Source organism: Dactylosporangium darangshiense, from assembly GCF_039537565.1.
Lineage (GTDB): Bacteria > Actinomycetota > Actinomycetes > Mycobacteriales > Micromonosporaceae > Dactylosporangium > Dactylosporangium darangshiense.
In genome coordinates, this window is record NZ_BAABAT010000003.1 from 114262 (window position 1) to 139242 (window position 24981).

Genomic DNA, 24981 nt, shown 5'->3' on the forward strand with positions numbered 1-24981 from the left:
GACATATCGGATTACCGTTCGGCAGCTCCGTGACCGCCGCGAGATGCGGCCCGCGGTCAGAGGTCCAGGGTCGGGATCTCGATGCGGCGGCCCTCGCGGGCGGACTGCAAGCCGAGTTCCGCCAGCTGCACGCCTCTTGCACCGGCGGCGAAGTCCCAAGGGAACTCGGTGCCGTCGACGACGTGGTGCAGGAACCGTTCCCACTGCACCTTGAAGCCGTTGTCGAACGGCTCGTTGTCGGGCACGCGCTGCCACTGCTCGCGGAAGCGCTCCGTGGCGGGCAGGTCCGGGTTCCAGACGGGCTTCGGGGTGGAGCCGCGGTGCTGGATGTGGCACTCGCGCAGGCCCGCGACCGCGCTGCCGTGGGTGCCGTCGACCTGGAACTCGACGAGCTCGTCGCGGTACACGCGCACGGCCCAGCTCGAGTTGATCTGGGCGATGATGCCGCCCTCGAGCTCGAAGGTGCCGTAGGCCGCGTCGTCGGCGGTCGCCTCGTAGGCGGCGCCGGCCTCGTCGACCCGGGAAGGAATGTGCGTGGCGATGGCGGCCTGGACCGAGCGGACCGGGGCGAAGATGCGCTCCAGGACGTACTGCCAATGCGGGAACATGTCGACGACGATCCCGCCGCCGTCCGCCGCGCGGTAGTTCCACGACGGACGCTGCGCGGCCTGCCAGTCGCCCTCGAAGACCCAGTAGCCGAACTCGCCGCGCACGGACAGGATGCGGCCGAAGAAGCCGCCCTCGACGAGGCGGTGCAGCTTGCGCAGGCCGGGCAGGAACAGCTTGTCCTGCACGACGCCGTGCTTGACGCCGGCGGCGCGCGCGGCCCGGTACAGCTCGACCGCGGCGGCGGTGTCGTCGGCCAGGGGCTTCTCGGTGTAGATGTGCTTGCCGGCCTCGATCGCGGCGCGGATCGCCTTCTCGCGCTGCTGGGTGACCTGCGCGTCGAAGTAGATCTGCACGTCGTCGCGGGCGAGCGCGGCGTCGAGGTCGGTGGTCCAGTCGGTCAGGCCGTGCCGCTCGGCGATCTCCTGCAGCTTGGCCGGGTTGCGGCCGACCAGGATCGGCTCCGGCCAGATGCGGCTGCCGTCGCCGGCCGGCAGGCCACCCTCCTCCCGGATGGCCAGCAGCGAACGGACGAGATGCTGGCGGTACCCCATGCGGCCGGTCACGCCGTTGAGGACGATGCCGATCGGAACGCGGTTCACGAGTCTCCTTGAGGGATATAGGTCTCGAGCAGGCCGCACATGCCGTGCTTGCCCGACTCGGTGGGCTGCGGCAGGACCGACACGCCCCCGTTGGACAGGTAGGAAATGTCGGTCTTCTCCAAGGCGTCCAGCTGCCGCCCCGTCTCGAGCGCGGCGTCGAGGGCGCCGGCCTCCCAGCGCCGCCGCCACTCCCCGACGCGTGGCGCGACGAGCGAGGCGGCGAACCGGCAGAAGTCGCCGAACGCGTCCGGCCCGGCCGCGCGCAGCGCGAGGAACCCGGTGACGGCCAGGTCGCGGCGGCGGAACGCGGGCCCGAGGTCGTCGCCGCCGGGCAGCGTGGCGACCGCCCGGTAGGCGTCGTGGTCCTCCCAGTAGTTGCCGGGCAGCGTGAGCACCGCGTCGCCGGCCTCGGGCAGGCCGCTGTTCTGCATGAGCACCACGATCTGCAGCCTGCCCTCGTTGACGAGCCGGTGGATGGTGCCCGGCCGGAACCAGGCCACCGTCCCGGGACGAAGGGGCGTCTCGCGGTACCCGTCCCCGGACAACGTCTGCACGTGCCCCTCGCCGGCGACCACGACGTAGCCTTCCGAGCAGGTCAGGTGCATGTGCGGCGTACCGCCGTGCAGCCCGTCGGGTGCCGTGGTGTCGTACACGGACAGCCTCGACACGCCCACGGCGCCGGGCAGGTGGGAGCTCATGGCAACACCTCGAATTCAGGAAACCGCTTTCCTGAGGCTAGCCGGTACGCTGAGCGCGGGTCAATAAAGAGAGGAGTCCCCGATGGCGACGCTCGCCGATGTCGCCCGCCGCGCGGGCGTGTCACCGGCCACCGCTTCCCGGATCATCAGCGGGAGCACGAAGCTGGTCACCGACGAGCTGCGCGCCCGCGTGCTGCGCGCCGTCGACGAGCTGCAGTACGTGCCCAACGCGCACGCCCAGCTGCTCGCGCGGGCCCAGCGCACCGCGGTCGGCGTGATCGTGCACGACGTCTCCGACCCGTACTTCGCCGAGATCACCCGCGGTCTGCAACAGGTTGCCACTCAGCACGGCCGCCTGGTCATCATCTGCAACAGCTACCGCGACCCCGCGCGCGAGCTCGAATATGTGGAGCTGCTGCGCGCCCAGCAGGTCGCCGCGATCGTCCTCGCCGGCTCGGGCTACCACGACGCGGCGTTCACGAAGGCGCTGAAGGGCAAGCTCGCCGCGTACACCCGGACCGGCGGCCGCGTCAGCGTCATCGGCCGCCACGAGCTTCCGGGCGACGCGGTCATGCCGGCCAACGAGGAGGGCGGCTACCTCGCCGGCGTCGAGCTGTTCGGCGGCGGCCACCGCAAGGTCGGCGTGATCGCCGGCCCGCGCGTGCTGACCACGACCACGGACCGTCTGGCCGGCCTGCGCCGCGCGGCCCGCGAGTTCGGCCGCACCCTGCCCGCGCGCCGCATCGCGTACGCCGGCTTCGACCGCGACGGCGGCGCCGAGGCCACCGCCGCGCTGCTGGACTCCTCCCCCGACCTGACCGCGATCGTCGCCCTCAACGACTCGATGGCCGTCGGCGCCCTGACCACCCTGCGCGAGCGCGACATCGCCGTGCCCGGCGGGATCTCCCTGATCGGCTTCGACGACATGCCGATCGCCCGCGACGTGACCCCACCCCTGACCACCGTGCGCCTCCCGCTGACCGAGATGGGCGCCCGCGCGATGTCCCTCGCGCTGGACACCGACGGCGACGCCGCCCGCATCGAGCCGGCGCCGGCCACGCTGATCCGCCGGGCGAGCAGTCAGCCGTTGACGTCCTGACACGAGGGCAGCCCGCTGATACGAGGGCAGCCCGCTGATACGAGGGCAGCCCGCCCGGAAGGCCTCCGACCGGGGGTGCAGCCCACGCGCACCGCGCCGGCCACGCTGATCCGCCGGGCGAGCAGTCAGCCGTTGACGTCCTGACAGGAGGGCAGCCCGCTGATACGAGGGCAGCCCGCCCGGAAGGCCTCCGACCGGGGGTGCAGCCCACGCGCACCGCGCCGGCCACGCTGATCCGCCGGGCGAGCGGTCAGCCGTTGACGTCCTGATACGAGGGCAGCCCACCCGGAACGTCTTCGTCGCGCCGCACCGCGGCGGCGGTCGCGACGGCCGCCGCCAGCGCCGCCCGGAACAGCAACGAGCCGAGGCTGACCCGCCCTACACCCAACGCGGCCAATTCGCCCACCCGAGGTCCGTCCGGCGAATAGAGCACATTCACCGGTACCTCCAGTGCTTCCACAACCATCGCGATCTCCCGCGGCGCCGTCATCCCCGGCACGAACACCCCGTCGGCACCGGCATCCCGGTAGAGCCGGCACCGTCGCAGCGCCTCGTCCGGATCGCCGCGGCGCAGCCAGTGCGTGTCGGTCCGCGCGTTGACAAAGAGTTCCGGAACCTCCCGCTTGACGTCGCGGACGAGCCGCGCGTGGGCGGCAGCGTCGCCGAGCCCGTCCTCGATGTTGACCCCGGCCGCGCCCGCCGCCGCAGCGGCGACGGCGGCCTCGACGGACCCGCGCTCGAGATCGGCGGTCACGTGGACGGGCAGCGCGGCAAGCCGCGAGACCAGCCGCAAGGTCTCGTCGACGGCCGCCCCTTCACCGTCGGGCAGCCCATGACTGGCCGCAACGCCGAGGCTGGTGGTCCCGACGGCGGCGAACCCGGCCTCGGCGAGCGCCCGCGCCCCCGCCACGTCCCACACGTTCGGCAGCAGCAAGGGGTTCCCGGCCCGATGCAAGGCGGCAAAGCTCCTCATCGCAGGGCTCCTTCCACGAGCGCGAGCGCATGTGCACGACCCGGACAGGCGCGCGGTCCTGCCCCGAACGGCGCCCCGTGCAGTGAGACCAGCACGACCTCGCCGTCGGGACCGACGCGGCGGGTCGCCCGCACGGGCGGCTCGTCCTGCAACACGCTCGCGACGGCCCGGTCGCGGGCCCGCTCGATCAGCGCCGCGGTGGCATCGCACGCCTGCACGAGCAGCGCAAGGTGCGCCGCGGTGCGCTCGTCGTGCACACCCCCGAAAACAGCTACCAGCCGCTCGACGGCGTCGTCCGCTGCGGTGTCCCCCGTCTGGTACGCCGCGGCAGCAACTCGCACATCGCCGGTCACGGCTTCCAGATCCGCGTCAGCCACGCCAAGTTTCTGGGAGAGCCTTGCAACGGGATGCCCCTCGTAGGCCGCGCGCAGTTCCTCGGGATCGATGGCTGCAAGCAGTTCCTCGACGATGGCCCGCCGGCGCGCGTGCGTGTCGCCGTTGCGGAAGCGGCTGACAGCCGAACGCAGCCAGCCGATGCCGGATGCGGCGGCGGGCGCCTCGGGAACGAGATACGCGGGGTCCTCGAGAACCTCGGCGGAAACAGTTCGCATGAGGCCGACGCTAGCCCCGCGACCGTTCGGGGGTGGCCGAACCGTTGCCGCCGCGGTCGTTCGGGCCCGGCTTCCACGGCCGGCGCGCGGGCCGCGCGGCCGGCCCACGGACCGTGCAGAGGGCGCACGGACCGTGCAGAGGGCGCACGGATCGTGCGGAGGGAGCGACCGTTCGGGGGTGGACGAACTGTTCGCGGGGATGATGGAGGCATGACGACCGAAGCGGCTGACCTGGCGGGGCTGGCGGGGCTGCTCGCGGACGAGACCCGGGCCGCGATGTGTCTGGCGCTGCTCGACGGGCGGGCCTGGACCGCGGGCGAGCTGGCGGCGCATGCCGGAGTGGCGAAGTCCACGGCGACCGAGCACCTGCACCGGCTCATCGGTGGTGGGTTGCTGGCCGAGGAGCGGCAGGGGCGGCACCGGTACGTGCGGCTGGCCGATTCCGGTGTCGCGCAGCTCATCGAGGATCTGTCGGGGCACCTCGAGCCGCGGCGGAAACCTGTTCGCGGGCTGCGGCAGGCTACTGCCGATGCGGCGCTCAAAAGGGGGCGGACCTGCTACGACCATCTTGCCGGGGAGCTGGGGGTTGCGGTTGCGGATGCGATGACCGCCAAAGGGCTGTTGGACCAGCGGGGCGGGTTTGCGCTCACCGAGGCGGGGCTGGCGTGGCTGACCGATGAGGCGGGGATCGAACCAGGGGCGCTGCCGGGGGTGGGGCGGTCGCGGCGGCCGCTCGTGCGTGGGTGCCTCGACTGGACCGAGAGGCGGCCGCATCTGGCCGGGGTGGCCGGGGCGCGGCTGTGTGAGCGGTTCATGGAGCAGCGCTGGGTCGTGCGGATCGGGACCGGGCGGGCCGTCAAGGTGACGCCGGCCGGGCGTGAAGGGCTGCGGGCGCTGCTCGGCATCGACTAGGACCATCGCCGCGGGATACGGGACGGCGCTGTTGGGGATCGATTAGATTCTTGCGGCTCTGGGTAGACATGCGTCAACGCATCGGCGTGATGACCCCGGAGGCTGACGTGTTTGCTGTGATTGCGGCGATTCTGTTTGCGGTTGCGCTGTTGATCGACCTGCTCGGTGCCGACACCGGGCCGATTCTTGATGTCGGGACGCTGAGTCTGGCCGGGTTCCTGTGCATCGCGCTGCACCTGGCGGGGGCCGGCGCCTGGTCCGCCGGGCGCTGGGGGAACTACCGGCGGCGGCGCTACGCCCGCCGCTAGGAATCCCGGTAGCAATCCGCGCGGCGGTCCGCGGCACGCGCGCCGCGAGAAACCCGCGCGGCGGGCACGGCACGCCCGTCGCTAGCAACCCGCGCGGCGGCCCACGGCATGCGCGCCGCTCGAAATCCGCAGGCGGCGGGGACCGGCCCTTACGGCGCGCGCGCCGCTAGGGGTTCCTGGCACCGCGGGCGTGGCAGCGGAGGGCCGCCAGGCCCGCAGCGGTGACTGGTGGGAACAACGGTCAGATAGTGACGCGGCCCGAGTCCACCTAAAATTCGGCAATGTTCGTCGTGCTGGCCGCGCTGGCGGTGATCCTGGGGCTGTTCGTGCTCCTCGCCCGCAGGATCCGCAGGCGCGGCCTCACCGGCGGCGTGGTCAGCGTCGCCGAGGAGATCTACCGGCCCTCGGCGCAGCGCTCGCGGGTCGTCATCCAGGCCGAGGTCAGGGCCGAGGCCGGCACGCCCGACGTGTGAGCGGCAAGGGCCTTCAGGAGGTCCAGGCCGACAGGTCGGGGCCCTGCGGGACGATGCCGCCCGGGTTGATCTGCGCGTGTGTGCCGTAGTAGTGGCGCTTGATCTGGTCGAAGTCGACCGTGTCGCCGAAGCCGGGGAGGCTGTACAGGTCGCGGGCGTAGCGCCACAGGGACGGCATCTCCGAGAGTTTGTTGCGGTTGCACTTGAAGTGGTTGTGGTAGACGGCGTCGAAGCGGACCAGCGTGGTGAAGAGGCGCACGTCGGCCTCCGTGACGTGGTCGCCGAAGAGGTAGCGCTGGTGGCTCAGGCGCTGTTCGAGCTGGTCCAGGCGGGAGAACAGGCGTGAGTACGCCTCGTCGTAGGCCTCCTGGCCGACGGCGAAGCCGCAGCGGTACACCCCGTTGTTGACGTCCTCGTAGATGTCCTGCATGAGGCGGTCCATCTCGGGGCGCAGTTCGGACGGGAGCAGGTTCGGGTCCTTGGTGGCCAGGGGGGTCCACTCGGTGGAGAGATCGAGGGTGAGCTGCGGGTAGTCGTTGGTGACGACCTGGCGGGTCAGGGTGTCAACCAGGACGGGGACCGTCACCCGGCCCTGGTACTCGGGGTCGGTGAGCAGATAGGCCTCGGCGAGGAACTCGATGCCCAGGACCGGGTCGCGGCCGCCGGGGTCGAGCGAGAAGCGCCAGCCGCGCTCGTCGCGGATCGGGTCGACCGTGCCCAGGGAGATGGCGTCCTCCAGGCCGAGCAGCTTGCGGACGATGACGGCGCGGTGCGCCCACGGGCAGGCGCGGGACCAGATCAGGCGGTAGCGGCCGGACTCGAGGGGCCATCTGCCCTGCTCGTCGGGGCCCTCGCCAGGTGCGGACGTGGACTTGGCGGTGACCCGGCCGGTGAACCGGTTGGGCTGGCGGACGAACTCGCCGCGGGGCGACGTCTCCTGCTGGAACTGTGCCTGCGCCATGGTTCGACATTAGTACGACACTGGCCGTATGACCGTTCGCGTTGAGCGCCGCGATGCCGTGTGGACCGTTGTGCTGGACCGGCCCGAGACCCGCAACGCCGTCGACCGGGACACGGCCGAGGCGCTTGCCGGTGCCTTCCGGGCCTTCGACGCCGATCCGGGTGCGGCGGTGGCCGTGCTGTGGGGGGCCGGGGGGACGTTCTGCTCCGGGGCCGACCTCAAGGCCGTCGCCGGCGGGCGCGGCAACCGGGTCGAAGCCGGCGGGGACGGGCCGCTCGGGCCGACCCGGATGCGGCTGTCCAAGCCCGTGATCGCGGCGGTGTCGGGGCACGCCGTCGCCGGGGGGCTGGAGCTGGCGATCTGGTGCGACCTGCGGGTCGTGGAGGAGGACGCGATCTTCGGCGTGTACTGCAGGCGCTGGGGCGTGCCCCTCGTCGACGGCGGCACCGTGCGGCTGCCGCGGCTCATCGGCACGGGGCGGGCGCTCGACCTCATCCTCACCGGGCGCGGCGTCGACGCCGCCGAGGCGCACCGCATCGGGCTCGCCGACCGGGTCGTGCCCGTGGGGACGGCGCGGGCGGCCGCGGAGCAGCTCGCCGCCGCGATGGCCGCGCTGCCGCAGGAGTGCCTGCGCAACGACCGGATGTCGGTGTACGAGGCGCTGGGGCGCGATGTCGAGGACGGGATGCGGGTGGAGCTTGCGTTCGGGCTGCGATCCCTCGCCGGCGGCGCGCGGGAAGGGGCGGCGCGGTTCGCGGGCGGCGAAGGGCGCCACGGCGCCGGGCTAGGGTGATCGCGTGGTGGACAGGACAGACATCGAGGCCGCGGCGGCGCGCATCGGCGGCTACATCCGGCACACCCCGTCGTACGAGGTGCGGCCCGGGCTGTGGTTCAAGCTGGAGCTGCTGCAGCACAGCGGGTCGTTCAAGGCGCGTGGTGCGTTCAACCGCATCCTCACCGCGGCCGAGGCGGGGCAGCTGCCCGAGGCGGGGGTGGTGGCCGCGTCCGGCGGCAACGCGGGGCTCGGCGTCGCCTACGCGGCGGCCCGGCTCGGGGTGCGGGCCGAGGTATTCGTGCCGGTGACGGCGCCGGCGACGAAGGTGGCGAAGCTGCGCGAGTACGGCGCCGTGGTGCACCAGCACGGCCGGGAGTACGCCGAGGCGTACGCGGCGTCGGCGATCCGGGTCGCGGAGACCGGCGCGCTGTTCGTGCACGCCTATGACCAGCCGGAGATCGTCGCCGGGCAGGGCACCGTCGGCCTGGAGCTGCCGGAGGCGGACACGGTCGTCGTCGCGGTCGGCGGCGGCGGGCTCGTCGGCGGGATCGCGGCTGCGGCCGGCGACCGGGCGCGGATCGTGGCCGTCGAGCCGGTCGGCGCGCCGACGCTGCACGCGGCCCTCGCCGCCGGGCGGCCCGTCGACGTGCCCGTCGACAGCGTGGCCGCCGACGCGCTCGGCGCGCGGCGGATCGGGGCGATCGCGTTCGACCTCGTGGTGGGGCACCGGGTCGAGAGCGTGCTCGTGACCGACGAGGCGATCGTCGAGGCGCGCCGCCGGCTGTGGCACGAGCACCGCATCGCCGTCGAGCACGGCGCCGCGGCCGCGTTCGCCGGGTTCGAGCTGCTCGACGACCCGGGCCGGACCGCCGTCGTGCTGTGCGGGGCCAACACCGACCCGGCGACCCTGTACGCCGAGCCGGCGCATGCCGCCGGATGAGGTGTTCGACGCGGCGCTGAAGCGGTTCCTCGCCCAGCAGCGCGTCGACATGCGCTCCCTGGCCGCCGAGCTCGGCATCGGGCGGGCCACCCTGTACCGCCGCGCGGGCGGGCGCGACCAGGTGCTCGGGCACGTCCTGTGGTACCTCACGGACCGCAACCTCGACCGAGCGGTCCGTCACGCCGAGGGTCTACGCGGGCCGGAGCGGATCGTCGCGGTCATCGGGCACTTCCTCAATGCGGTCTGGGACCAGCCGAGCCTGCGCCACTTCCTGGCCACCGAGCCGGAGGCAGCGCTGAGAATCCTCACCTCCAAACGCGGCATCGTGCAGGAACGCGTGGTAAACCACTTGGAGGAGCTGCTCGCGCAGGAGATCGAGGCCGGCGCGTTCGCACCGCGGCTGGACGTGCGCACGCTGGCGTTTGTGCTCGTCAGGATCGGGGAGAGTTTCCTGTACGCGGATGCGATCGCCGACGGTGAGCCCGATGTCGAGCAGGCCCTGCAGGTGATCGGACGGCTGCTGGAGGGCTGAACCGATGATCGTGAAGGCCGACGTGTGCATCGTGGGCGGCGGGCCGGCCGGGCTGGTCCTGGCGCTGCTGCTGGGCCGGCGCGGCGTGGACGCCGTGGTCCTGGAGAAGCACGAGACGTTCCTGCGCGACTTCCGCGGCGACACGGTGCACCCGTCGACGCTGCAGCTCATGGACGAGCTCGGGCTCGGCGAGGAACTCGAGGCGCTGCCGCACCGGGTGGTGCGCCAGATCCAGATCACCTACGACGGCGGCACGTTCCGGCCGGTCGACTTCGCGCGGCTGCACGCGCCGCACCCCTACGTGATGATGCTGCCACAGTGGGACTTCCTGGAGCTGCTGGCGGCGCACGGGGACTTCGCGCTGTACCGCAACTTCGACGTGGTCGGGGTGAACCGCCGCGACCGCCGGGTGGTCGGGGTGACCGCGATGACGCCGCAGGGGCCGGTCGAGGTGGACGCGCCGCTCACGGTCGCCTGCGACGGGCGTCATTCGGTGGTACGCCGTGAGCTCGGCCTGCGCTCCAAGGAGTACGGCGCGCCGATCGACGTGCTGTGGTTCCGGCTGCCGCGCGAGCCCGGCGACCCGGAGGGCCTGGCCGGGCGGGTCGACGAGGGCCGGCTGTTCATCGGCATCGACCGCGGCGAGTACTGGCAGATGGGCCTGGTGGTGCCCAAGGGCGGCGACGCGCAGGTGCACGCGGCCGGGCTGCCCGCGTTCCGGGCGGCGATCGCCGAGAGCGTGCCGTACCTGGCCGGCCGGGTCGCGCAGATCCGCGGCTGGGACCAGGTGCGCACGCTGACGGTGCGCATGGACCGCCTCTACCGCTGGCACGTGCCCGGCGCGCTGCTCATCGGCGATGCCGCGCACGCGATGTCCCCGGTCGGCGGCGTCGGCATCAACCTGGCCATCCAGGATGCCGTCGCCGCCGCCCGGGTCATCGTCGCGGCGTTCGAGCGGGGCCGGCCGCCGACCGAGCGGGAGCTGGCCTCGGTGCAGCGCCGCCGCAGCCTGCCCACGGCCGGCACGCAGCTGATCCAGCGGGTGCTGCAGCGCGGCGTGCTGGCTCCGGCGCTGACCGGCCGGCCGATGCGCCCGCCGCTGCCGGTGCGGCTGCTGGACCGCTACCCGGCGCTGGGCGCGATCCCGGCGCGGCTCATCGGCGTGGGCCTGCGCCCCGAGCACGTGTCCTAGCCCTGCACCAGCCGCGACACCCCGGTGGTGAGCTCGTTGGCCCACGAGGAGTGGATGTCGCCGGTGACGAACACCGTGTCGCGCACGTTGCTGGCCCGCAGGTGGCGATGAGCAGTGCGCGCCGGGTGAAGGCAGCATCGACAGTCATGGTTGTGATGGCTACGCCGACCGGTTACCGATGAGTACCCGAACGCATCGAAGTTGGGGCGAACGGGCGGTGACCGCTGACGAAAGAACGGACATGTCGGATACGTCCGTCGACCGCCGAGGCCCCCTCTTGCCACAGGCAGTACCTTCTCTGCATGGCCACGGTGCTGCTGGTTGAGGACGATCACGTCGTGCGGGGCGCGCTGCTGCGCTCGCTGACCGATCGGGGTCACACGGTGCACGCGGTCGGCACCGCGCTGGAAGCGCTGCGGCGCTTCGCCGCAGAGACGCCCGACCTGGTCGTGCTCGACCTCGGCCTGCCCGACCTCGACGGCGCGGACGCGCTGCGCATGCTGCGCGGCATCGCGGACACGCCGATCATCATCGCCACCGCCCGCGACGACGAGGCGGAGATCGTCCGGCTGCTCAAGGCGGGCGCCGACGACTACATGATCAAGCCGTTCACCTCGGCCCACCTCGACGCCCGGATGACCTCCGTGCTGCGCCGCACGGGACGGGCGAGCCGCGAGGAGCCCACCGCCATCGAGGTGGGAGGCTTGCGGGTGGACATCGGCCAGCGCCAGGCGTATCTGCACGGCGAGCCGCTGACCCTGACCCGCAAGGAGTTCGACCTGCTGGCGTACCTCGCCGCCCGGCCCGGCCGGGTGGTCTCACGCCGTGAGCTGTTGGAGGAGGTATGGCGGCAACCCTCAGTGGGCGAGGACCAGACGATCGACGTGCATCTGTACTGGCTACGCCGGAAACTTGGCGAGAGCGCGTCGGCGCCCCGATACCTGCACACCGTGCGGGGCGTGGGCTTCAGGTTCGCAGCGCCGGACTGAGGCGAACCCTCGCCTACGTCTCCGCGGCGGTCACCACCATGGTGGCCCTCGCCTTCCTGATCCCGCTGGGCCTCGTCGTGCAGCAGCTCGCCCGGGAGCGGGCGCTCGCCGACGCCGAACGCCAGACCGCCGTGGTCGTGGCGGTCCTCACCGTGACCACCGACCCGCTGAGCATCGAGCGGGCGATCGCGAGCACGGGCGGCCCGGCGGTGACCCGCGTCGCCGTGCACAACCTCGGCGACGACGGCACCGAGATCGGCACCGGCCACGCCCGCCCCGGCGACCTCGCCCGGGCCGCCGACCAGGCCGCGCCGGTCATCGCCGAGGTGCCCGGCGGCGAGTCCTACCTGGAGCCCGTCGACCTCGGCTCCGAGCGCACCGCCGTCGTCGAGGTGTTCATCCCGACCTCGGAGCTGGAAAGCGGGGTCGCCGGCGCCTGGTGGGCGCTCGGCGCCGTCGCGCTCGGCCTCATCATCGCCTCCGTCTGGGTCGCCGACCGGCTCGCCTCGAAGATCATCGTGTCGGCGCGGCAGCTGGCCGGCGCGGCCGGCGCGCTCAGCGAGGGCTACCTCGACGTGCGCATCGACCCGCAGGGCCCCCGGGAGCTGTCGGAGGCGAGCTTCGCCCTCAACGTCATGGCCGACCGGATCATGGCGCTGCTGTCCAACGAGCGCGAGCTGGTCGCGGACCTGTCGCACCGGCTGCGCACCCCGCTGACCGCGCTGCGCCTGGACGCCGAGACCCTCGACGACTCGCAGGACGCCGACCGCATCCGCGACGCGATCGCCGCCCTCGAGGTCGAGATCGACAAGCTGATCCGGGCGATGCGCGAGCCCATCGACGCGCACTCGCCCACCCCGGACCGCGGCGAGCGGGCCGACGGCGCGGCCGCCACGACCGACGAGGAGGGCTGCGACGTCGCCGAGGTCGTCCGGGACCGGATGATGTTCTGGTCGGCGGTCGCCGGCGACCAGGAGCGCGACTGCAAGGCGGTCGGCGTGGACGCGCCCGCACCGGTCACCGTGCCCAAGAGCGAGCTGGCGGCGGCGCTGGACGCCCTGATCGGCAACGTGATCCGCTACACGCCGCAGGGCGTGCCCTTCGAGGTGACCGTCACCCGCCGCGAGGACGGCTATGTGGTACTGCGGGTCGAGGACGGCGGCCCCGGCATCCCCGACCCGGAGCGGGCGCTGCAGCGCGGCGAGAGCGACCAGGGCTCCACCGGCCTCGGCCTGGACATCGTGCGACGGGTCGCGGTCGCCGGCAACGGCACCGTCAACATCGGCACCGGCGCCCTCGGCGGCGCATCGGTGGTCATCGTCATGGCCGACGCCGACCCGGCGCCGAAGGAGGAGCCGCCCCCGAGCCGCTGGCTCGTCGGCCGCCTCTCGCGGGAGCCGAGCGAACGCCGTTCCCGCTGGTGGAAGCCGTAGACAGACCGCTGTGCATATGGCGGGCGCAAGTCTGACTTAGATGTGGCTTAACTGGGCCGTTTCGGCTGGATCGGACACCTGGCGCATCGCTATGGTCAGCGCGTTCCCACGTGGACGACCGGCACTCACCCGCCTTGCCACCTCGAAGGCCGGCGTCCCGCGCGCGGCGGGGGCGGTACCTCTGCCCTGTGCCGGCCCCCGCCGCGCGCCACCCCTCCTTCTCGGCCACCCCCGGAGGAACCGAGCGTGCACGCGCGACCCCAGAAGTCCCGGCTCACGCGCCGGCTGGTGACGACCTTCGGGGTCGTCGTCCTCGGTGCGACCGCGGCCATCGCCGGCCCGGGCGCCTTCCAGTCCCTGTTCCACGAGCGCGGGCCGATGGCGATCAGCCAGGTGCCGGCCGACAATCCCGAGCTCGGCCTGGTGTACCAGGGGCTGAAGCCGGCCAAGAAGGGCGCGCCCTGCGTCGGCGGCTACGAGCTGACCGAGCGCGACCAGTGCAGCCACGGCCCCGACGTGCCGCCGCCGGGCCTGAAGGTCCACGCCGACGTCCAGCCGGTCGCCGCCGCGACGCAGCAGTCGGTGCCCGCCACCGACACCGCCGCCGCGCCCGCCGAGCAGACGGTCCTCGCCGACGACAACGTGGCCGAGGGCGCCGACGGCGGCTTCGCCGTGGTGGCCGAGGCCGCCGACGCCGCCGCCCCGGTGACGATGGGCTCCGCCGGCGTGGCCTGCGACGGCGACGGCGTGACCGGCAAGCGCGTCCAGGTCCTCTACGTGCGCGACGCTGGCACCGCCAGCCAGTTCAGCAAGTACCTCGAGTCGTTCCGCACCTGGTCGGCCGGGGTCGACGCGATCTACAACGCGAGCGCCCAGGAGACCGGCGGCGAGCGGCACGTGCGCTTCGTGACCACCGCCGACTGCAAGGTCGACGTGCGCGAGGTCGAGCTGCCGGCCGGCGGGATGGCCACCTTCGACGCCACGATCAACGGGCTCAAGGCGCTGGGGTACAACCGCACCGACCGCAAGTACATGATCTTCGGGGACGCGAAGGTGTACTGCGGGATCGGCACCTTCGCCGGCGACACCCAGCCCGGTGAGAAGAACCGCTCCAACGGCGGACCCGGCTACGGCCGCAGCGACTCCGGCTGCTGGGCCGCGAGCGTCGCCGCGCACGAGCTCGGCCACAACCTCGGCGCCGTGAACAACAACGCGCCCAACTCCAGCAAGGCCGGTCACTGCCTCGATGAGCACGACATCATGTGCTACAACGACTCCGGCGGGCTCAAGACCTTCGTCAAGTGCGCGGACCCCAACGGCGAGAACCGCATGGACTGCAACCACGACGACTACTACAACACCAACCCGAGCCCGGGCAGCTACCTCGCGACCAACTGGAACGTGGCCAACAACCAGTTCCTGATCGCCGGCAGCGGCGGCACCACGCCCCCGCCGCCGTCCCCGACTCCGTCGTCGCCTTCGCCATCGCCTTCACGGACGACCGCGTCGCCTTCGCCCACCCCCTCGAGGACGACCTCGTCGCCTTCGCCTTCATCGAAGCCGCCGACCCCGACGCCGACGAAGACCGGCGGGGCGCTGAAGGAGTTGCGGACCAGTGCTGTCGATGCGACCTCCGTTCGCTTGTCCTGGGACCCGGCCGGGGCCGGCAGCCGCTACGCCGTCGTCCTCAACGGCCGGGTCATCGGCCGGGTCGGCGCCACCAGCGTCCGCATCGTCGGCATGCGCCCCGACACCGACTACCAGATCGGCATTTCGCTCGCGCAGAACAACGCGCTGACCCCGTGGACGAACACCGTCAAGGTGCACACCGCCGCGGCCACCAGCCCCGCCGCGGGCACCTGGATGGTCTTCGGCAACAGCCTCACGGGCGGCGTCGCCGACGTCTTCGGCGCCCGCAGCGCGGCCGGCACGCCGATCATCATGTACAACCGCCACGGCGGCGCGAACCAGCAGTGGAAGCTCGAGGCGGCCGGCAACGCGTTCGTGGTCCGCTCGAAGGCGACGAACGAGTGCCTGAGCACCGCGGGCAACAAGGACGCCGCCGGCGCGACCCTGGTGCAGACCGACTGCGCCACCGCGCTGCACTGGACCGTCCAGCAGACGCAGTACGGCGTGGCGCTCGCCTCCCCCGCGGGCCTCGTGGTGGGCGTGAGCAACAACGAGTACTTCGGCAGCCGCCTGCTGGTGCTGCAGAAGGCCAGCGGCGCGAAGTACCAGAGCTGGGTGCCGCAGAAGGCATGACGATCCCCCCGTACGACCACCGCGGCCCGGCGTCACTCACATGGCGCCGGGCCGCGGCGTGCCTGGCGGCGACGCTGATCGCGGTCGCCGTGGCCGTCTTCGGCTTCGCCGAGGACGCCGACGCCCACGACGGGGTGATCCTCACCCTGCACGGCGACGGCCACGGCTCGGTCTGGCTGACCGTGCTGTGGCAGGACGGCCACCCGGTGACCGAGCCCGTCGGCATGACCATGCTGGCGACGTCGGACGCCGGCCAGCGCGTCGGCCCCGTGCCGTTGCGGCGCAACGGCGACGCCCTGACGTACTCCGGCACCCTGGCCCCCGGCGACTGGACCGTCGTGGCCGAGATGGGCACCCCCGCGATCGGCCGCTGCGAGGGCGTCGTGCACGTCGCCGCCTCGACCGCTTCGGCCGCTGCGTCCTCGACGACCTGCGCCCCGCCGACGCCGCAGGCCGCGGCGGGTGGGACGCCGCCTTCCTCCGGCGGCGCCGTGGTCTGGCCGTGGTACGCCATCGCCGCCGTCGCCGTGATCGGCACCGCCGCCTTCGTCGCGGTGAGACGCCGGTAACACCGATCTTCACCGATATTCACTTGACCGGTACAGCGGGTCCGTCTACTGTACCGGTATAGGCATCCTATACCGGTACAGACGGAGGAGATCCCCGATGAGCACGTTCCCGTTCGCGATGATCGTGTCCCAGTCCGCGCTGTCGGAGTCGTTCGGCCCGAGCTTCAACGGCGAGCGGTTCGAGTACGCGAGCGCCCTGCCCGGCGCCCCGGTAGTCGACCACGAAGTGCCGGTGCGGCCGCCGCGGGCGTACCGCACCCGTAGCGCCCTGGCGGCGTCGCTGCGCCGCGCCGCCGAGGTCGTGGCACCGGCGCCGACGCTGGCGCGCTAGCACGTTCCCCGAGGCGCGGCGGGCCTGGACTGTGGGGCCAGGCCCGTCGCGCCGTGTTCGTTTGCCGGCGCCCGTCGCGCCGTGTGCTTTTGCCGGCGCCCGTCGCGCCGTGTGCTTTTGCCGGCGCCCGTCGCGCCGTGTGCTTTTGCCGGCGAGTTAAGGTCACGGAGGGAGGAACGACGACATGGGAGGCGTTGCCGTGGGGAGAGTGACCCTGCAGACGATCGCCGATCGCGTGGGGGTGAGCCGGATGACGGTCTCCAATGCGTTCTCCCGCCCGGACCAGCTCTCACCCACCATGCGCGACCGCATCCTGGCCGTCGCCGACGAGCTCGGCTACGTCGGCCCCGACCCCGCCGCGCGCGCCCTGGCCCGCGGCACCACCGGCGCCGTGGGCATCCTGCTCACCGAGTCGCTCAGCGGCGCCTTCGCCGACGAGGTCGCCACGACGTTCCTGGGCGCGATCGCCGACGAGCTGGCCCCCACCGGCCTGGGCCTCACGTTGCTGAGCACCGACACCGCCGGCGCCGTGGTCCCCGCGCGCGACGTGGCGATGGACGGCGCCCTGGTGTACTCGTGCGACCCCGAGTCCACCGCCGTCGACTGGCTCCTGCGCCGCAAGATGCCCCTCGTCTACATCGACCAGGTCCCCGCCGACGGCGTACCGGCGGTCAACGTCGCCGACCGCGCCGGCGCCCGCGCCGCCGCCCAGCACCTGGTCGACCTGGGCCACCGCCGCGTCGGCATCGTCACGTCGGGCGTACGCGGCCAGCACGGCATCGTCACCCCCGACGACATCGTCGACGGCTTCGTCGGCGCCCAGCGCCTGTCCGGCTGGCTGGACGCGCTCACTCCCGCTGGCATCGTCCCGCCCATCGCCCGGGAGCCCCACGGCAGCCCCGAGTCCGGTTACCAGGCCGCCCGCATGCTCCTGTCCGCCCCCGAGCCCCCCACCGCGATCCTGTGCTTCTCCGACGCGATGGCCCAGGGCGTGATCTCGGCGGCGGTGGACGCGGGCCTGAGCGTCCCCGACGGCCTGTCCGTCGTCGGCTTCGACGACAGCCCCGGGTCGGCACGGCTGCGGCCGCCGCTGACCACGGTCCGCCAGGACATCCAAGCCAAGGGGCACGCGGCCGCGGCCGCCCTGACGCAGGCCATCGAGGCGGCGCGGACCGGCGGTCCGGCGCTCGCGGAGCACCTGTGCCTCCCGACGGAGCTGATCGTCCGAGCCAGCACCGCCGCGCCGCACTGACGCCCGCCTGAGGCCGCGCATCCCGCAAGCCGTCGCCACATGGCGCGCGGCCCTTCCGCATCTCACAAGCCGGTGCCGCATCCCGCCCGGCCCTTGCGCATCCCGCAAGCCGTGGCCGCATCCCGCGCGGCGCTTGCGCATCTCGCAAGCCGTCGCCGCATCCCGCGCGGCGCTTTCACATCCCACGTGCCGCTTCCGCATCCCGCAAGCGGTCGCCGCATCCTGCGCGGCGCTTCCACATTCCGCGCGGCGCTTCCACATTCCGCAAACCGGTGCCGCATCCCGCGCCGCGCTTCCACATCCTGCAAGCCGGCGCCGCATCGCGCGCGGTCCTTCCGCATTCCGCAGGGCACGTCCATGCCGCGCAGGAGCTGGCCGCCATAACCGCAATGTCCGTCCGGAGGACGCCGCCGATCGCTTGTCGTCGGCGGTCGCGGCATGTTGTTGACTTGCGGAATACTTGCTTCGCAAGTACTGTTCTCGTAGACGTCAGGAAAGCTGCCGTCAACGCACCACTGGAGGCGTCTCATGCCCGCGATTACCGTCGAAAACGTTCTCGCGCTGCCGCGCGTTGCCACGCCCGACCCGGTCGCGGCGCGTCCCCGAGGGGTGGCTTCCGTTACCACCGCGCCCAAGGGGTTCGAAGGGGAAGGGTTCCCGGTCAGGCGCGCCTTCGCCGGCGTCGACCTGCGTGCGCTCGACCCGTTCATCCACATGGACCAGATGGGCGAGGTGGAGTACGCGCCGGGCGAGCCGAAGGGAACCCCTTGGCACCCGCACCGCGGGTTCGAGACCGTGACCTACATCATCGACGGCGAGTTCGTGCACCACGACTCGAACGGCGGCGGCGGCGTCATCACCAACGGTGACACCCAGTGGATGACCGCGGGCTCAGGGATCCTCCACATCGAGACACCGCCGGAGCACCTGGTCGTCAGCGGCGGGCTGTTCCACGGCTTCCAGCTGTGGGTGAACCTGCCGAAGGCCGACAAGTTCGCCGCGCCGCGCTACCAGGACATCCGTGGCGGGCAGGTCGCGCTGCTGGCCTCCGAGGACGGCGGTGCGCTGCTGCGCGTCATCGCCGGCGAGCTCGACGGGCACGCGGGGCCCGGCGTGACGTACACGCCGATCACCCTCGTCCACGCGACCATCTCACCCGGCGCGTCGCTGACGCTGCCGTGGCGCAAGGACTTCAACGCGCTCGCCTACACGCTGGCTGGTAAAGGTACCGTCGGCGCAAAGGGACGGCCGGTCGAGCTGGGGCAGCTGGCGGTCTTCGGTGAGGGTGACAGCATCACGGTGACCGCCGACGCCAAGCAGGACCCGCGGCACCCCACGATGGACGTGCTGTTCCTCGGCGGTCGGCCGATCCGCGAGCCCGTCGTGGCGTATGGTCCGTTCGTCATGAACACCAAGGCCGAGGTCATGCAGGCGTTCGAGGACTACCAGGCCGGGCGGCTCGGCAGCATCCCCGCGGCGCACGCGGACGTTCGGGGAGAGGCGTCCTGAGTGGACTTCGAGGTCGTTGACAACGCCGAGCACCACCGGTTCGAGATCCGGGTCGACGGCGAGCGGGCGGGGGCGGCGTACTACCGCCTCCACCCCGCCGACGCCGCCGAGCCCGCGCGGATCGTGTTCACCCACACCGAGGTAGAGCCGCAGTACGAGGGCAAGGGCGTCGGCAGCAAGCTCGCCAACGGCGCCCTGACCCTGGCCAACGCCCAAGGGCTGCAGATCGTCGCGCAGTGCCCCTTCATCGCGGCCTACCTCAAGAAGCATCCCGAACTGGCATAGGCAGGTTGATCCAGGACGGGTAGTACTCCCCGAGCCGCCCGAGGAGCCGGGCGGTCAGCGGGGTGAGCAACGCGGCGCAGTGCTCGGTCGCCTCGGCCCCGAGCGCCCGCCACGGGCCGGCGGCGAGCTGGTCGGTCGTTTCTTCGATCGTTCGGTACGCCGAATGCGCCTTCTGGCTGGGCCCGCCCTCGCCGTCGAGGTAGCCGCGCTGGTGCAGGCGCCGGTGGGCGGCGTCCCAATCCTCGTCGCTCCAGCCGCGGGCGGGCTGCGCCATGCCGCGCCCGGCGCCGTTGAGCGCGACCCGCCACACCATCGACTCGGGGCCGTCGAGGCCCTCGATGAGCAGCGCCGCGATGTGCCCGTCGCCGCGGTGCTCCCGCAGGGTCGTCGCGGCCTGCCACAGGACGTCCAGCGGCTCGTCGGGCCACGGCAGTGCCGCGTTGGCGGCGCCGAGGACGCGCCCCTGCGGCTCGGTCGCCTGCGCCGCCGTGCGCAGCAGGCCGGCGGCCTCGTCCAGGCCGGCAGGGTCCAAGCCCTCGGAGGCGAACTGCAGCACGGCGCGGGCGCCGGCCAGGCGCGCTTCGAGGGCCCGCTCGGGGGTGATGCGGGTCCAGACGTCGGGCAGGGCGCGCTGCACCATCGCCGGTGCGAAGCCGTAGAAGGCGCCGATGACGGGGCCGGCGCCGACCGCGCCGAGCGGGGCGCAGCGGCCGGCGAAGTACCCACGCCAGAATCCGCGCAGGCCCGCCTCCTCGAACGCCTGCCGCGCCTGTGGGGCGAAGTAGCTCACCGCGTGCACGGGCTCGAAGAGCGACCACATGCGCCGCTCGATCGACAGCTCTGTCGTCATGAACCTGACGATATGCCGAAGCGGGCCCCGGCAGTACCGCCGGGACCCGCTGCGTGCAGTGCAACTTCTAACAGGCGATCACGAGAGCGCGGGGTACGCGTTCGTCATGAGCTGCTGGAACTGCGAGGAGAACCACGTGCCGGCCAGCGGCGAGTTCGGCAGCGCGCCGGTCAGGTTGTTGCCGTTGAGGCTGTTGCCGGTGTACGTCGGGTCGCACATCCGGTCGAAGCCCTTGCCCTGGTCGTTGTCGATGGCCTGGCTCGCGCCGTCGGACTCGCCCGGCGGCTTGATCCAGACGTAGGCGTCGATGCCCGTCGCGGGCGTTGCCCGCGGGCGCTCACCGAGGCCGGCGCCGCTCTGGTTGCACCAGTTGCCGGCGTGGATGCGCCGGTCGATGCGGCTGTTGTTGACGAAGGTGTTGACGTCCGTCGAGGTGCTCGGGCCGGCGGGCCGGGCGGTGCCGCCCCAGCCGTTGCGCGAGGTGTCGATGAGCATGCCCAGCGTCGACGGGAAGCCCGCGGTGACGAGGGCGTTGCGGAACGCCTGCGTGAAGCTGAGCTCGTCGACGTACATGTTCCAGTCGACCCACTTGGACTGCCGGATGCTCTGGCCGCCGACCTGGGTGTTGATGGTGAAGTACGGCTCGGTCAGCGACGAGTAGTTGGCGGTGTTGCTGATGAAGCCGTCGACGCTGGCGAAGCCGGCGGTGGTGCCCTTGACGGTGTTGGTCAGCAGGGTGACGGCCGGGCCGAAGTTGGAGTCCCAGCCGAGCCACGCGTGGTGTCCGATGTCGAGGTAGTTGTAGATGTTGCCCTTGTGCAGCTTGTTCAGCGCGTACTGGATGCCCTGCACGTAGGCGCCGCTGCTGTTGGCCTCGGCGCACACCGGCATGCTGAGGTTGGTGACGAGGTTGGGCAGCGAGTCGTCCTCGACGACGTTGACGATGCGCAGGCTGTCGTACTTCGGGTCGGTCATGATCGCGGCGATCGGGTCGATGAACTCGGTCTTGTACCGCGCCAGGCCGTTCTCGGAGACCTTGAGCTCGCCGTTGGAGGCCAGCGCCGCGCAGTCGCGGTTGGGCAGGTCGTAGATGACGAACTGGATGGTGACCGGGGTGCCGCCCGTGGCCTGCGCGAGCGCGGCGTCGAGGTGCGCCTGGATGCCCTTGGCGCTGCTGGTGCCGGCGATCGCGGCAATCCGGTCGATCCACACGGCGGTGGAGGTGTTCGCGACGCGGCTGCCGCCCGGCTCCGCGGCGGCCTTGGTCGACCAGTCCGCGTTGACGTAGCCCTTGGCGCCGACGTACGGGTTGTCGACGTGGCCCGGGTTGGTGCCGCCGGTGGTGACGGTGATGGCGGTACCACTGGTGCTGGTCGAGTTGCCGGCGTTGTCGGTCGCCTTCGCCGAGACGGTGTAGCTGCCCGCCGCGACGTTGGTCCACGAGTACGTGTAGGGGGCGCTGGTGTCGGTGCCCAGCAGCGTGGTGCCGTTGTAGAAGTCGACCTTGGCCACGGTACCGTCGGAGTCCGAAGCGGTCGCGGCGAGCGCGATCGTCGCCGGGGCGGTGAACGTCGAACCCGCGGTCGGGCTCGTCAGGGCGACGCTCGGCGCGCCGTTGCCGCCGCCCGTGGTGACCGTGATCGGCACCGCGGTGCTCGCGGTGGACAGGCCCGCGTTGTCGTACGCCTTGGCGGTCAGCGAGTAGCTGCCGGCCGCGACGCCGGACCAGGCGAAGCTGTAGGGCGCGGACGTGTCGGTGCCCAGCAGCGTCGAGCCGTTGTAGAACTCGACCTTGGCGACGCTGCCGTCGGCGTCGGCGGCGTTCGCGGCGATGGTGACCGTCGCCGGTGCGGCGAAGGAGGCGCCCGCGGCCGGGGTGGTGATGCTCACCGTCGGGGCCTGGTTGGTGGTGGTGCCGCCGTTGCAGGCGGCGCCGTTGAGGGTGAACGCGCCCGGGACCGGGTTGGCGGTGGTCCAGGTGCCGTTGAACCCGAAGGAGACCTTGCCGCCGGCGGGGACGGTGCCGTTGTAGCTCTCGTTCTTGGCGTTGACGTGCAGGCCGGAGACGGTCGGTACCGCCTGCCACATCTGCTGGATGCCCTGGCCGGCGACGAAGTCCCAGCCGAGGTTCCAGCTGGTCAGCGCGTCGCCGGTGTTGGTGATCTCGACGGCGGCACCGAACCCGCCGGGCCACTGGTTGGTGACCGTGTACTTCACGCTGCAGCCGGTGGCGGCGAAGGCCGGCTGGATGACGGCTATGGCGCCGCCGGTTGCCGCGACAGCGGCGATCGAGACGATGGCGAGTTTCCGCCTCATCCTGGTGCTCCTCAACTGGACGGGAGTGCGGGCGTACTGGCCCGGTCACCGTGCGCGGTGGGGTTTCACAGCGTCAAGGAAGAGCGCTTCCACAGGCGTTCGACCTGGTGACGCGCATGAAAGTTACGGTGTGGCGTCCTTCACACAAGAGGTGTACGGAACCGTTTCGTTCCGCGGCGACGGCCGCGCTAGTTTCGAGACGGAACGGTTCCGTACACCTAGCGGCTCGGGAGGTCAGCGTGGCGACGGCAACGAAGACGGACCGCCGCGCGGCGATCTGCGACGCCGTGTTCGAGCTGCTCGGCGAGGTCGGCTACGACCGGATGACCATGGACGCCGTGGCGGCGCGGGCCCGCGCCAGCAAGGCGACCATCTACCGGGGCTGGCCGAACAAGCCGGAGCTGGTGATGGATGCGATCGAGCACCGGTACGGCGGGGCAATGGAGCCCCCGGACACCGGATCGCTGCGCGGCGACCTGTGCGCGCAGCTCAGCACGGTGTGCGCGGCGGCCAGCGGCGAGGACGGGGCGGTCTTCACCGGCCTGCTCACGGCGGCGACGCACAACGCCGAGCTGGCCGAGGTCATGTACCGGTGCGCGTACGAGACCAAGCACGAGATGTACGAGTCGATGCTCAAGCGGGCCGCGCAGCGCGGCGAGGTGCCCGACGGCACCCGCGCCGACCTGCTGCACGAGGTGCTGCACGCGATGGTCACGAGCCGTCGCATGTGGCAGACCGGGCCGCTGGACGAGGCGTTCGTCACACGCCTCGTGGACGGGGTTCTGCTGCCGATCCTGCGTCAATGCTGAGCAGGGGCTAGTTACCTCCGCGCGCCCGCGCGAGTCAGAAGAAATGTCGTACCCCGTCCGTAGTGTTCCGGACGGAAGTTCCCCTTTGCCTTGGAGGCTGGCTACATGGCGAACGACTCGGTCGTTGCACCCGACATATCGGTTAAATCATCATCTGCCGTTCCTCCAGATCCGCGGCGCTGGCTCGCCCTTGCCGTCATCGCGGTCGCGCAGCTCATGGTCGTGCTCGACGCCACGATCGTGAACATCGCGCTGCCGTCGGCGCAGGAGGCGCTGCACATCTCCACCGCCGACCGGCAGTGGATCGTCACCGCCTACACGCTCACGTTCGGCGGCCTGCTGCTGCTCGGCGGGCGCATCGCCGACTACTTCGGGCGCAAGCGCACGTTCCTCATCGGCCTGCTCGGCTTCGCCGGCGCCTCGGCGCTGGGCGGCGCGGCCGTCAACGCGGGCACCCTGTTCGCCGCCCGCGGCCTGCAGGGCCTCTTCGGCGCCCTGCTCGCACCGGCCGCCCTGTCGCTGATCACGGTGACGTTCACCGAGGCCAAGGAGCGCGCGAAGGCGTTCGGCGTCTTCGGCGGCATCTCCGGCGGTGGCGCCGCGATCGGCCTGCTGGCCGGCGGCGTGCTGACCGAGTACGCGGACTGGCGCTGGTGCCTGCTGGTCAACATCCCGATCGCCGTCCTCGCGTTCGCCGCGGCCGTCCCGGTCGTGAAGGAGAGCAAGGCGCAGGGCGACACCCGCTACGACATCCCCGGCGCGGTCCTCGCGACGGCCGGCCAGGTCGCCCTCGTCTACGGGTTCACCAAGGCCGCCACCGACGGCTGGAGCTCGGCGGTCACCCTGAGCTGGCTCGGCTCCGCGCTCGTGCTGCTCGCCGCCTTCCTGGTGTGGGAGGCGCGGACCCCGCACCCGCTGCTGCCGCTGCGCGTGCTGTTCGACCGCAACCGGGGCGGGTCCTACCTGGTCTCGATCCTGCTCGGCGCGGGCATGCTCGGCATGTTCCTGTTCATGACGTTCTACCTGCAGCAGACGCTCGGGTGGTCGGCCATGAAGAGCGGCGTGGCCTACATGCCGTTCTCGGGCGGCATCATCGCGGCCGCCGTGGTCGCGTCCCGGCTGCTGCCGCGCACCGGCCCGAAGGCGCTCATGACGGTCGGCGGCCTGCTCGCCACCGCGTCGATGGTCTGGCTGACGCGCCTGGACCTCGACTCGTCGTACGTGACCGCGATCCTGCCGTCGTTCATCGCGATGAGCTTCGGCATGGGCCTGGTCTTCGTCCCGATGAGCAACATGGCCCTGTCCGGCGTGGCCAACCACGACGCCGGCGTCGCCAGCGCCATGGTGAACACCACGCAGCAGGTCGGCGGCTCCCTGGGCACGGCCCTGCTGAACACCATCTTCACCACCGCGGTCACCGGCTACATCGCCGACCACGCGGCCGAGGCCGCCTCGGGCGGCGCGGCCGGCGGCCAGCTCCTGCAGGCCCACGCAGCGATCCACGGGTACAACGTCGCCTTCACCGCGAGCGCCATCCTGCTGGCCGTCGCCACGGCGGTGGTCATCCTGATGATCCGCAACAACTCGGCGGACCGCTCCGCGTCGCAGTCCGAGGACCACGTCCCGGTCCACATCGGCTGACGCTCGCACCGATCAACCAACCGCATCGCGGGAACCTCCGGGCGCGAACCCGG

General features: G+C 72.1%; 25 protein-coding genes. 18 read left to right on the forward strand and 7 right to left on the reverse strand.

All coding sequences use genetic code 11. The annotated features are described in order from the left end of the window. Nucleotides 1–56: 56 nt before the first annotated feature. On the reverse strand, nucleotides 57–1208 hold the full coding sequence (locus ABD901_RS07210) for a Gfo/Idh/MocA family protein (protein WP_345122582.1): 1152 nt from the start codon (nucleotides 1206–1208) through the stop codon (nucleotides 57–59). Continuing rightward, a complete protein-coding gene (locus ABD901_RS07215; RefSeq protein ID WP_345122584.1) occupies nucleotides 1205–1906 on the reverse strand; it encodes a cupin domain-containing protein in 702 nt (233 codons plus the stop codon). Before ABD901_RS07215 ends, ABD901_RS07210 begins: the two co-directional genes overlap by 4 nt. Nucleotides 1907–1988: 82 nt before the next feature. Between ABD901_RS07215 and ABD901_RS07220 the strand changes: the two genes are divergently transcribed. Beyond that, entirely contained in the window at nucleotides 1989–3005 is a 1017-nt protein-coding gene (locus tag ABD901_RS07220; protein WP_345122586.1) for a LacI family DNA-binding transcriptional regulator, read from the forward strand. A gap of 250 nt (nucleotides 3006–3255) precedes the next feature. Here the strand turns inward: ABD901_RS07220 and ABD901_RS07225 are convergent, their stop codons facing one another. Both ABD901_RS07225 and ABD901_RS07230 read right to left on the reverse strand, forming a co-directional pair. After that, nucleotides 3256–3978, reverse strand: coding sequence for an isocitrate lyase/PEP mutase family protein (locus tag ABD901_RS07225; protein WP_345122588.1), 723 nt, complete (start codon nucleotides 3976–3978; stop codon nucleotides 3256–3258). Continuing rightward, nucleotides 3975–4589 carry a hypothetical protein gene (locus ABD901_RS07230; RefSeq protein ID WP_345122590.1) on the reverse strand — a complete coding sequence of 205 codons (615 nt, stop codon included), beginning with the start codon at nucleotides 4587–4589 and terminating at the stop codon, nucleotides 3975–3977. The genes ABD901_RS07225 and ABD901_RS07230 overlap by 4 nt, the downstream gene beginning before the upstream one ends. A gap of 210 nt (nucleotides 4590–4799) precedes the next feature. On the opposite strand from ABD901_RS07230, the gene ABD901_RS07235 reads away from it, so the two are divergent. The 3 genes from ABD901_RS07235 (at nucleotide 4800) to ABD901_RS07245 (ending at nucleotide 6282) form a co-directional block, all read left to right on the forward strand. Continuing rightward, complete coding sequence (locus ABD901_RS07235) at nucleotides 4800–5501, forward strand: ArsR/SmtB family transcription factor (protein WP_345122592.1); 702 nt, start codon at nucleotides 4800–4802, stop codon at nucleotides 5499–5501. A gap of 68 nt (nucleotides 5502–5569) precedes the next feature. Next, nucleotides 5570–5809 carry a hypothetical protein gene (locus ABD901_RS07240; RefSeq protein WP_345122594.1) on the forward strand — a complete coding sequence of 80 codons (240 nt, stop codon included), beginning with the start codon at nucleotides 5570–5572 and terminating at the stop codon, nucleotides 5807–5809. 281 nt (nucleotides 5810–6090) lie between these two features. After that, on the forward strand, nucleotides 6091–6282 hold the full coding sequence (locus ABD901_RS07245) for a hypothetical protein (protein ID WP_345122596.1): 192 nt from the start codon (nucleotides 6091–6093) through the stop codon (nucleotides 6280–6282). 13 nt (nucleotides 6283–6295) lie between these two features. Here the strand turns inward: ABD901_RS07245 and ABD901_RS07250 are convergent, their stop codons facing one another. Beyond that, the gene (locus tag ABD901_RS07250) at nucleotides 6296–7243 is read right to left on the reverse strand and encodes a glutathione S-transferase family protein (RefSeq protein WP_345122597.1); all 948 of its coding nucleotides are present in this window, start codon (nucleotides 7241–7243) and stop codon (nucleotides 6296–6298) included. A 28-nt stretch (nucleotides 7244–7271) separates the two neighbouring features. Between ABD901_RS07250 and ABD901_RS07255 the strand changes: the two genes are divergently transcribed. The 12 genes from ABD901_RS07255 to ABD901_RS07310 all read left to right on the forward strand — a co-directional run bounded on the left by ABD901_RS07255 (nucleotide 7272) and on the right by ABD901_RS07310 (nucleotide 19312). Beyond that, a complete protein-coding gene (locus ABD901_RS07255; RefSeq protein ID WP_345122599.1) occupies nucleotides 7272–8036 on the forward strand; it encodes a crotonase/enoyl-CoA hydratase family protein in 765 nt (254 codons plus the stop codon). Nucleotides 8037–8040: 4 nt separating this feature from the next. Next, complete coding sequence (locus tag ABD901_RS07260) at nucleotides 8041–8958, forward strand: serine/threonine dehydratase (RefSeq protein WP_345122601.1); 918 nt, start codon at nucleotides 8041–8043, stop codon at nucleotides 8956–8958. Further along, nucleotides 8945–9490 carry a QsdR family transcriptional regulator gene (locus tag ABD901_RS07265; protein ID WP_345122603.1) on the forward strand — a complete coding sequence of 182 codons (546 nt, stop codon included), beginning with the start codon at nucleotides 8945–8947 and terminating at the stop codon, nucleotides 9488–9490. The genes ABD901_RS07260 and ABD901_RS07265 overlap by 14 nt, the downstream gene beginning before the upstream one ends. A gap of 10 nt (nucleotides 9491–9500) precedes the next feature. After that, on the forward strand, nucleotides 9501–10682 hold the full coding sequence (locus ABD901_RS07270; protein WP_345123549.1) for an FAD-dependent oxidoreductase: 1182 nt from the start codon (nucleotides 9501–9503) through the stop codon (nucleotides 10680–10682). Between the two features lie 302 nt (nucleotides 10683–10984). Beyond that, entirely contained in the window at nucleotides 10985–11671 is a 687-nt protein-coding gene (locus ABD901_RS07275) for a response regulator transcription factor (protein ID WP_344620299.1), read from the forward strand. Between the two features lie 38 nt (nucleotides 11672–11709). Further along, complete coding sequence (locus ABD901_RS07280) at nucleotides 11710–13104, forward strand: sensor histidine kinase (protein WP_345122605.1); 1395 nt, start codon at nucleotides 11710–11712, stop codon at nucleotides 13102–13104. A 246-nt stretch (nucleotides 13105–13350) separates the two neighbouring features. Beyond that, the gene (locus ABD901_RS07285; RefSeq protein ID WP_345122607.1) at nucleotides 13351–15366 is read left to right on the forward strand and encodes an RICIN domain-containing protein; all 2016 of its coding nucleotides are present in this window, start codon (nucleotides 13351–13353) and stop codon (nucleotides 15364–15366) included. Beyond that, a complete protein-coding gene (locus ABD901_RS07290; RefSeq protein ID WP_345122609.1) occupies nucleotides 15363–15935 on the forward strand; it encodes a hypothetical protein in 573 nt (190 codons plus the stop codon). The genes ABD901_RS07285 and ABD901_RS07290 overlap by 4 nt, the downstream gene beginning before the upstream one ends. 97 nt (nucleotides 15936–16032) lie before the next feature. After that, nucleotides 16033–16266, forward strand: coding sequence for a hypothetical protein (locus ABD901_RS07295; RefSeq protein WP_345122611.1), 234 nt, complete (start codon nucleotides 16033–16035; stop codon nucleotides 16264–16266). A 199-nt stretch (nucleotides 16267–16465) separates the two neighbouring features. Then, the gene (locus ABD901_RS07300; RefSeq protein ID WP_345122613.1) at nucleotides 16466–17518 is read left to right on the forward strand and encodes a LacI family DNA-binding transcriptional regulator; all 1053 of its coding nucleotides are present in this window, start codon (nucleotides 16466–16468) and stop codon (nucleotides 17516–17518) included. A gap of 528 nt (nucleotides 17519–18046) precedes the next feature. Next, the gene (locus ABD901_RS07305) at nucleotides 18047–19027 is read left to right on the forward strand and encodes a pirin family protein (protein WP_345122614.1); all 981 of its coding nucleotides are present in this window, start codon (nucleotides 18047–18049) and stop codon (nucleotides 19025–19027) included. Beyond that, entirely contained in the window at nucleotides 19028–19312 is a 285-nt protein-coding gene (locus tag ABD901_RS07310) for a GNAT family N-acetyltransferase (protein WP_345122616.1), read from the forward strand. Here ABD901_RS07310 and ABD901_RS07315 read toward each other — a convergent pair. Together ABD901_RS07315 and ABD901_RS07320 are read right to left on the reverse strand one after the other, a co-directional pair. Continuing rightward, nucleotides 19287–20162 carry an SCO6745 family protein gene (locus ABD901_RS07315; protein ID WP_345122618.1) on the reverse strand — a complete coding sequence of 292 codons (876 nt, stop codon included), beginning with the start codon at nucleotides 20160–20162 and terminating at the stop codon, nucleotides 19287–19289. The genes ABD901_RS07310 and ABD901_RS07315 overlap by 26 nt on opposite strands. A 78-nt stretch (nucleotides 20163–20240) precedes the next feature. Further along, nucleotides 20241–22478, reverse strand: a complete 2238-nt coding sequence (locus tag ABD901_RS07320; protein ID WP_380136351.1) for a glycoside hydrolase family 6 protein — start codon at nucleotides 22476–22478, stop codon at nucleotides 20241–20243. Nucleotides 22479–22717: 239 nt separating this feature from the next. Here ABD901_RS07320 and ABD901_RS07330 point away from each other — a divergent pair, with 239 nt between their 5' ends. Further along, the gene (locus ABD901_RS07330) at nucleotides 22718–23287 is read left to right on the forward strand and encodes a TetR/AcrR family transcriptional regulator (RefSeq protein ID WP_345122620.1); all 570 of its coding nucleotides are present in this window, start codon (nucleotides 22718–22720) and stop codon (nucleotides 23285–23287) included. Nucleotides 23288–23392: 105 nt separating this feature from the next. Then, entirely contained in the window at nucleotides 23393–24928 is a 1536-nt protein-coding gene (locus ABD901_RS07335) for an MFS transporter (RefSeq protein ID WP_345122622.1), read from the forward strand. The last annotated feature ends 53 nt before the right edge of the window (nucleotides 24929–24981 follow it).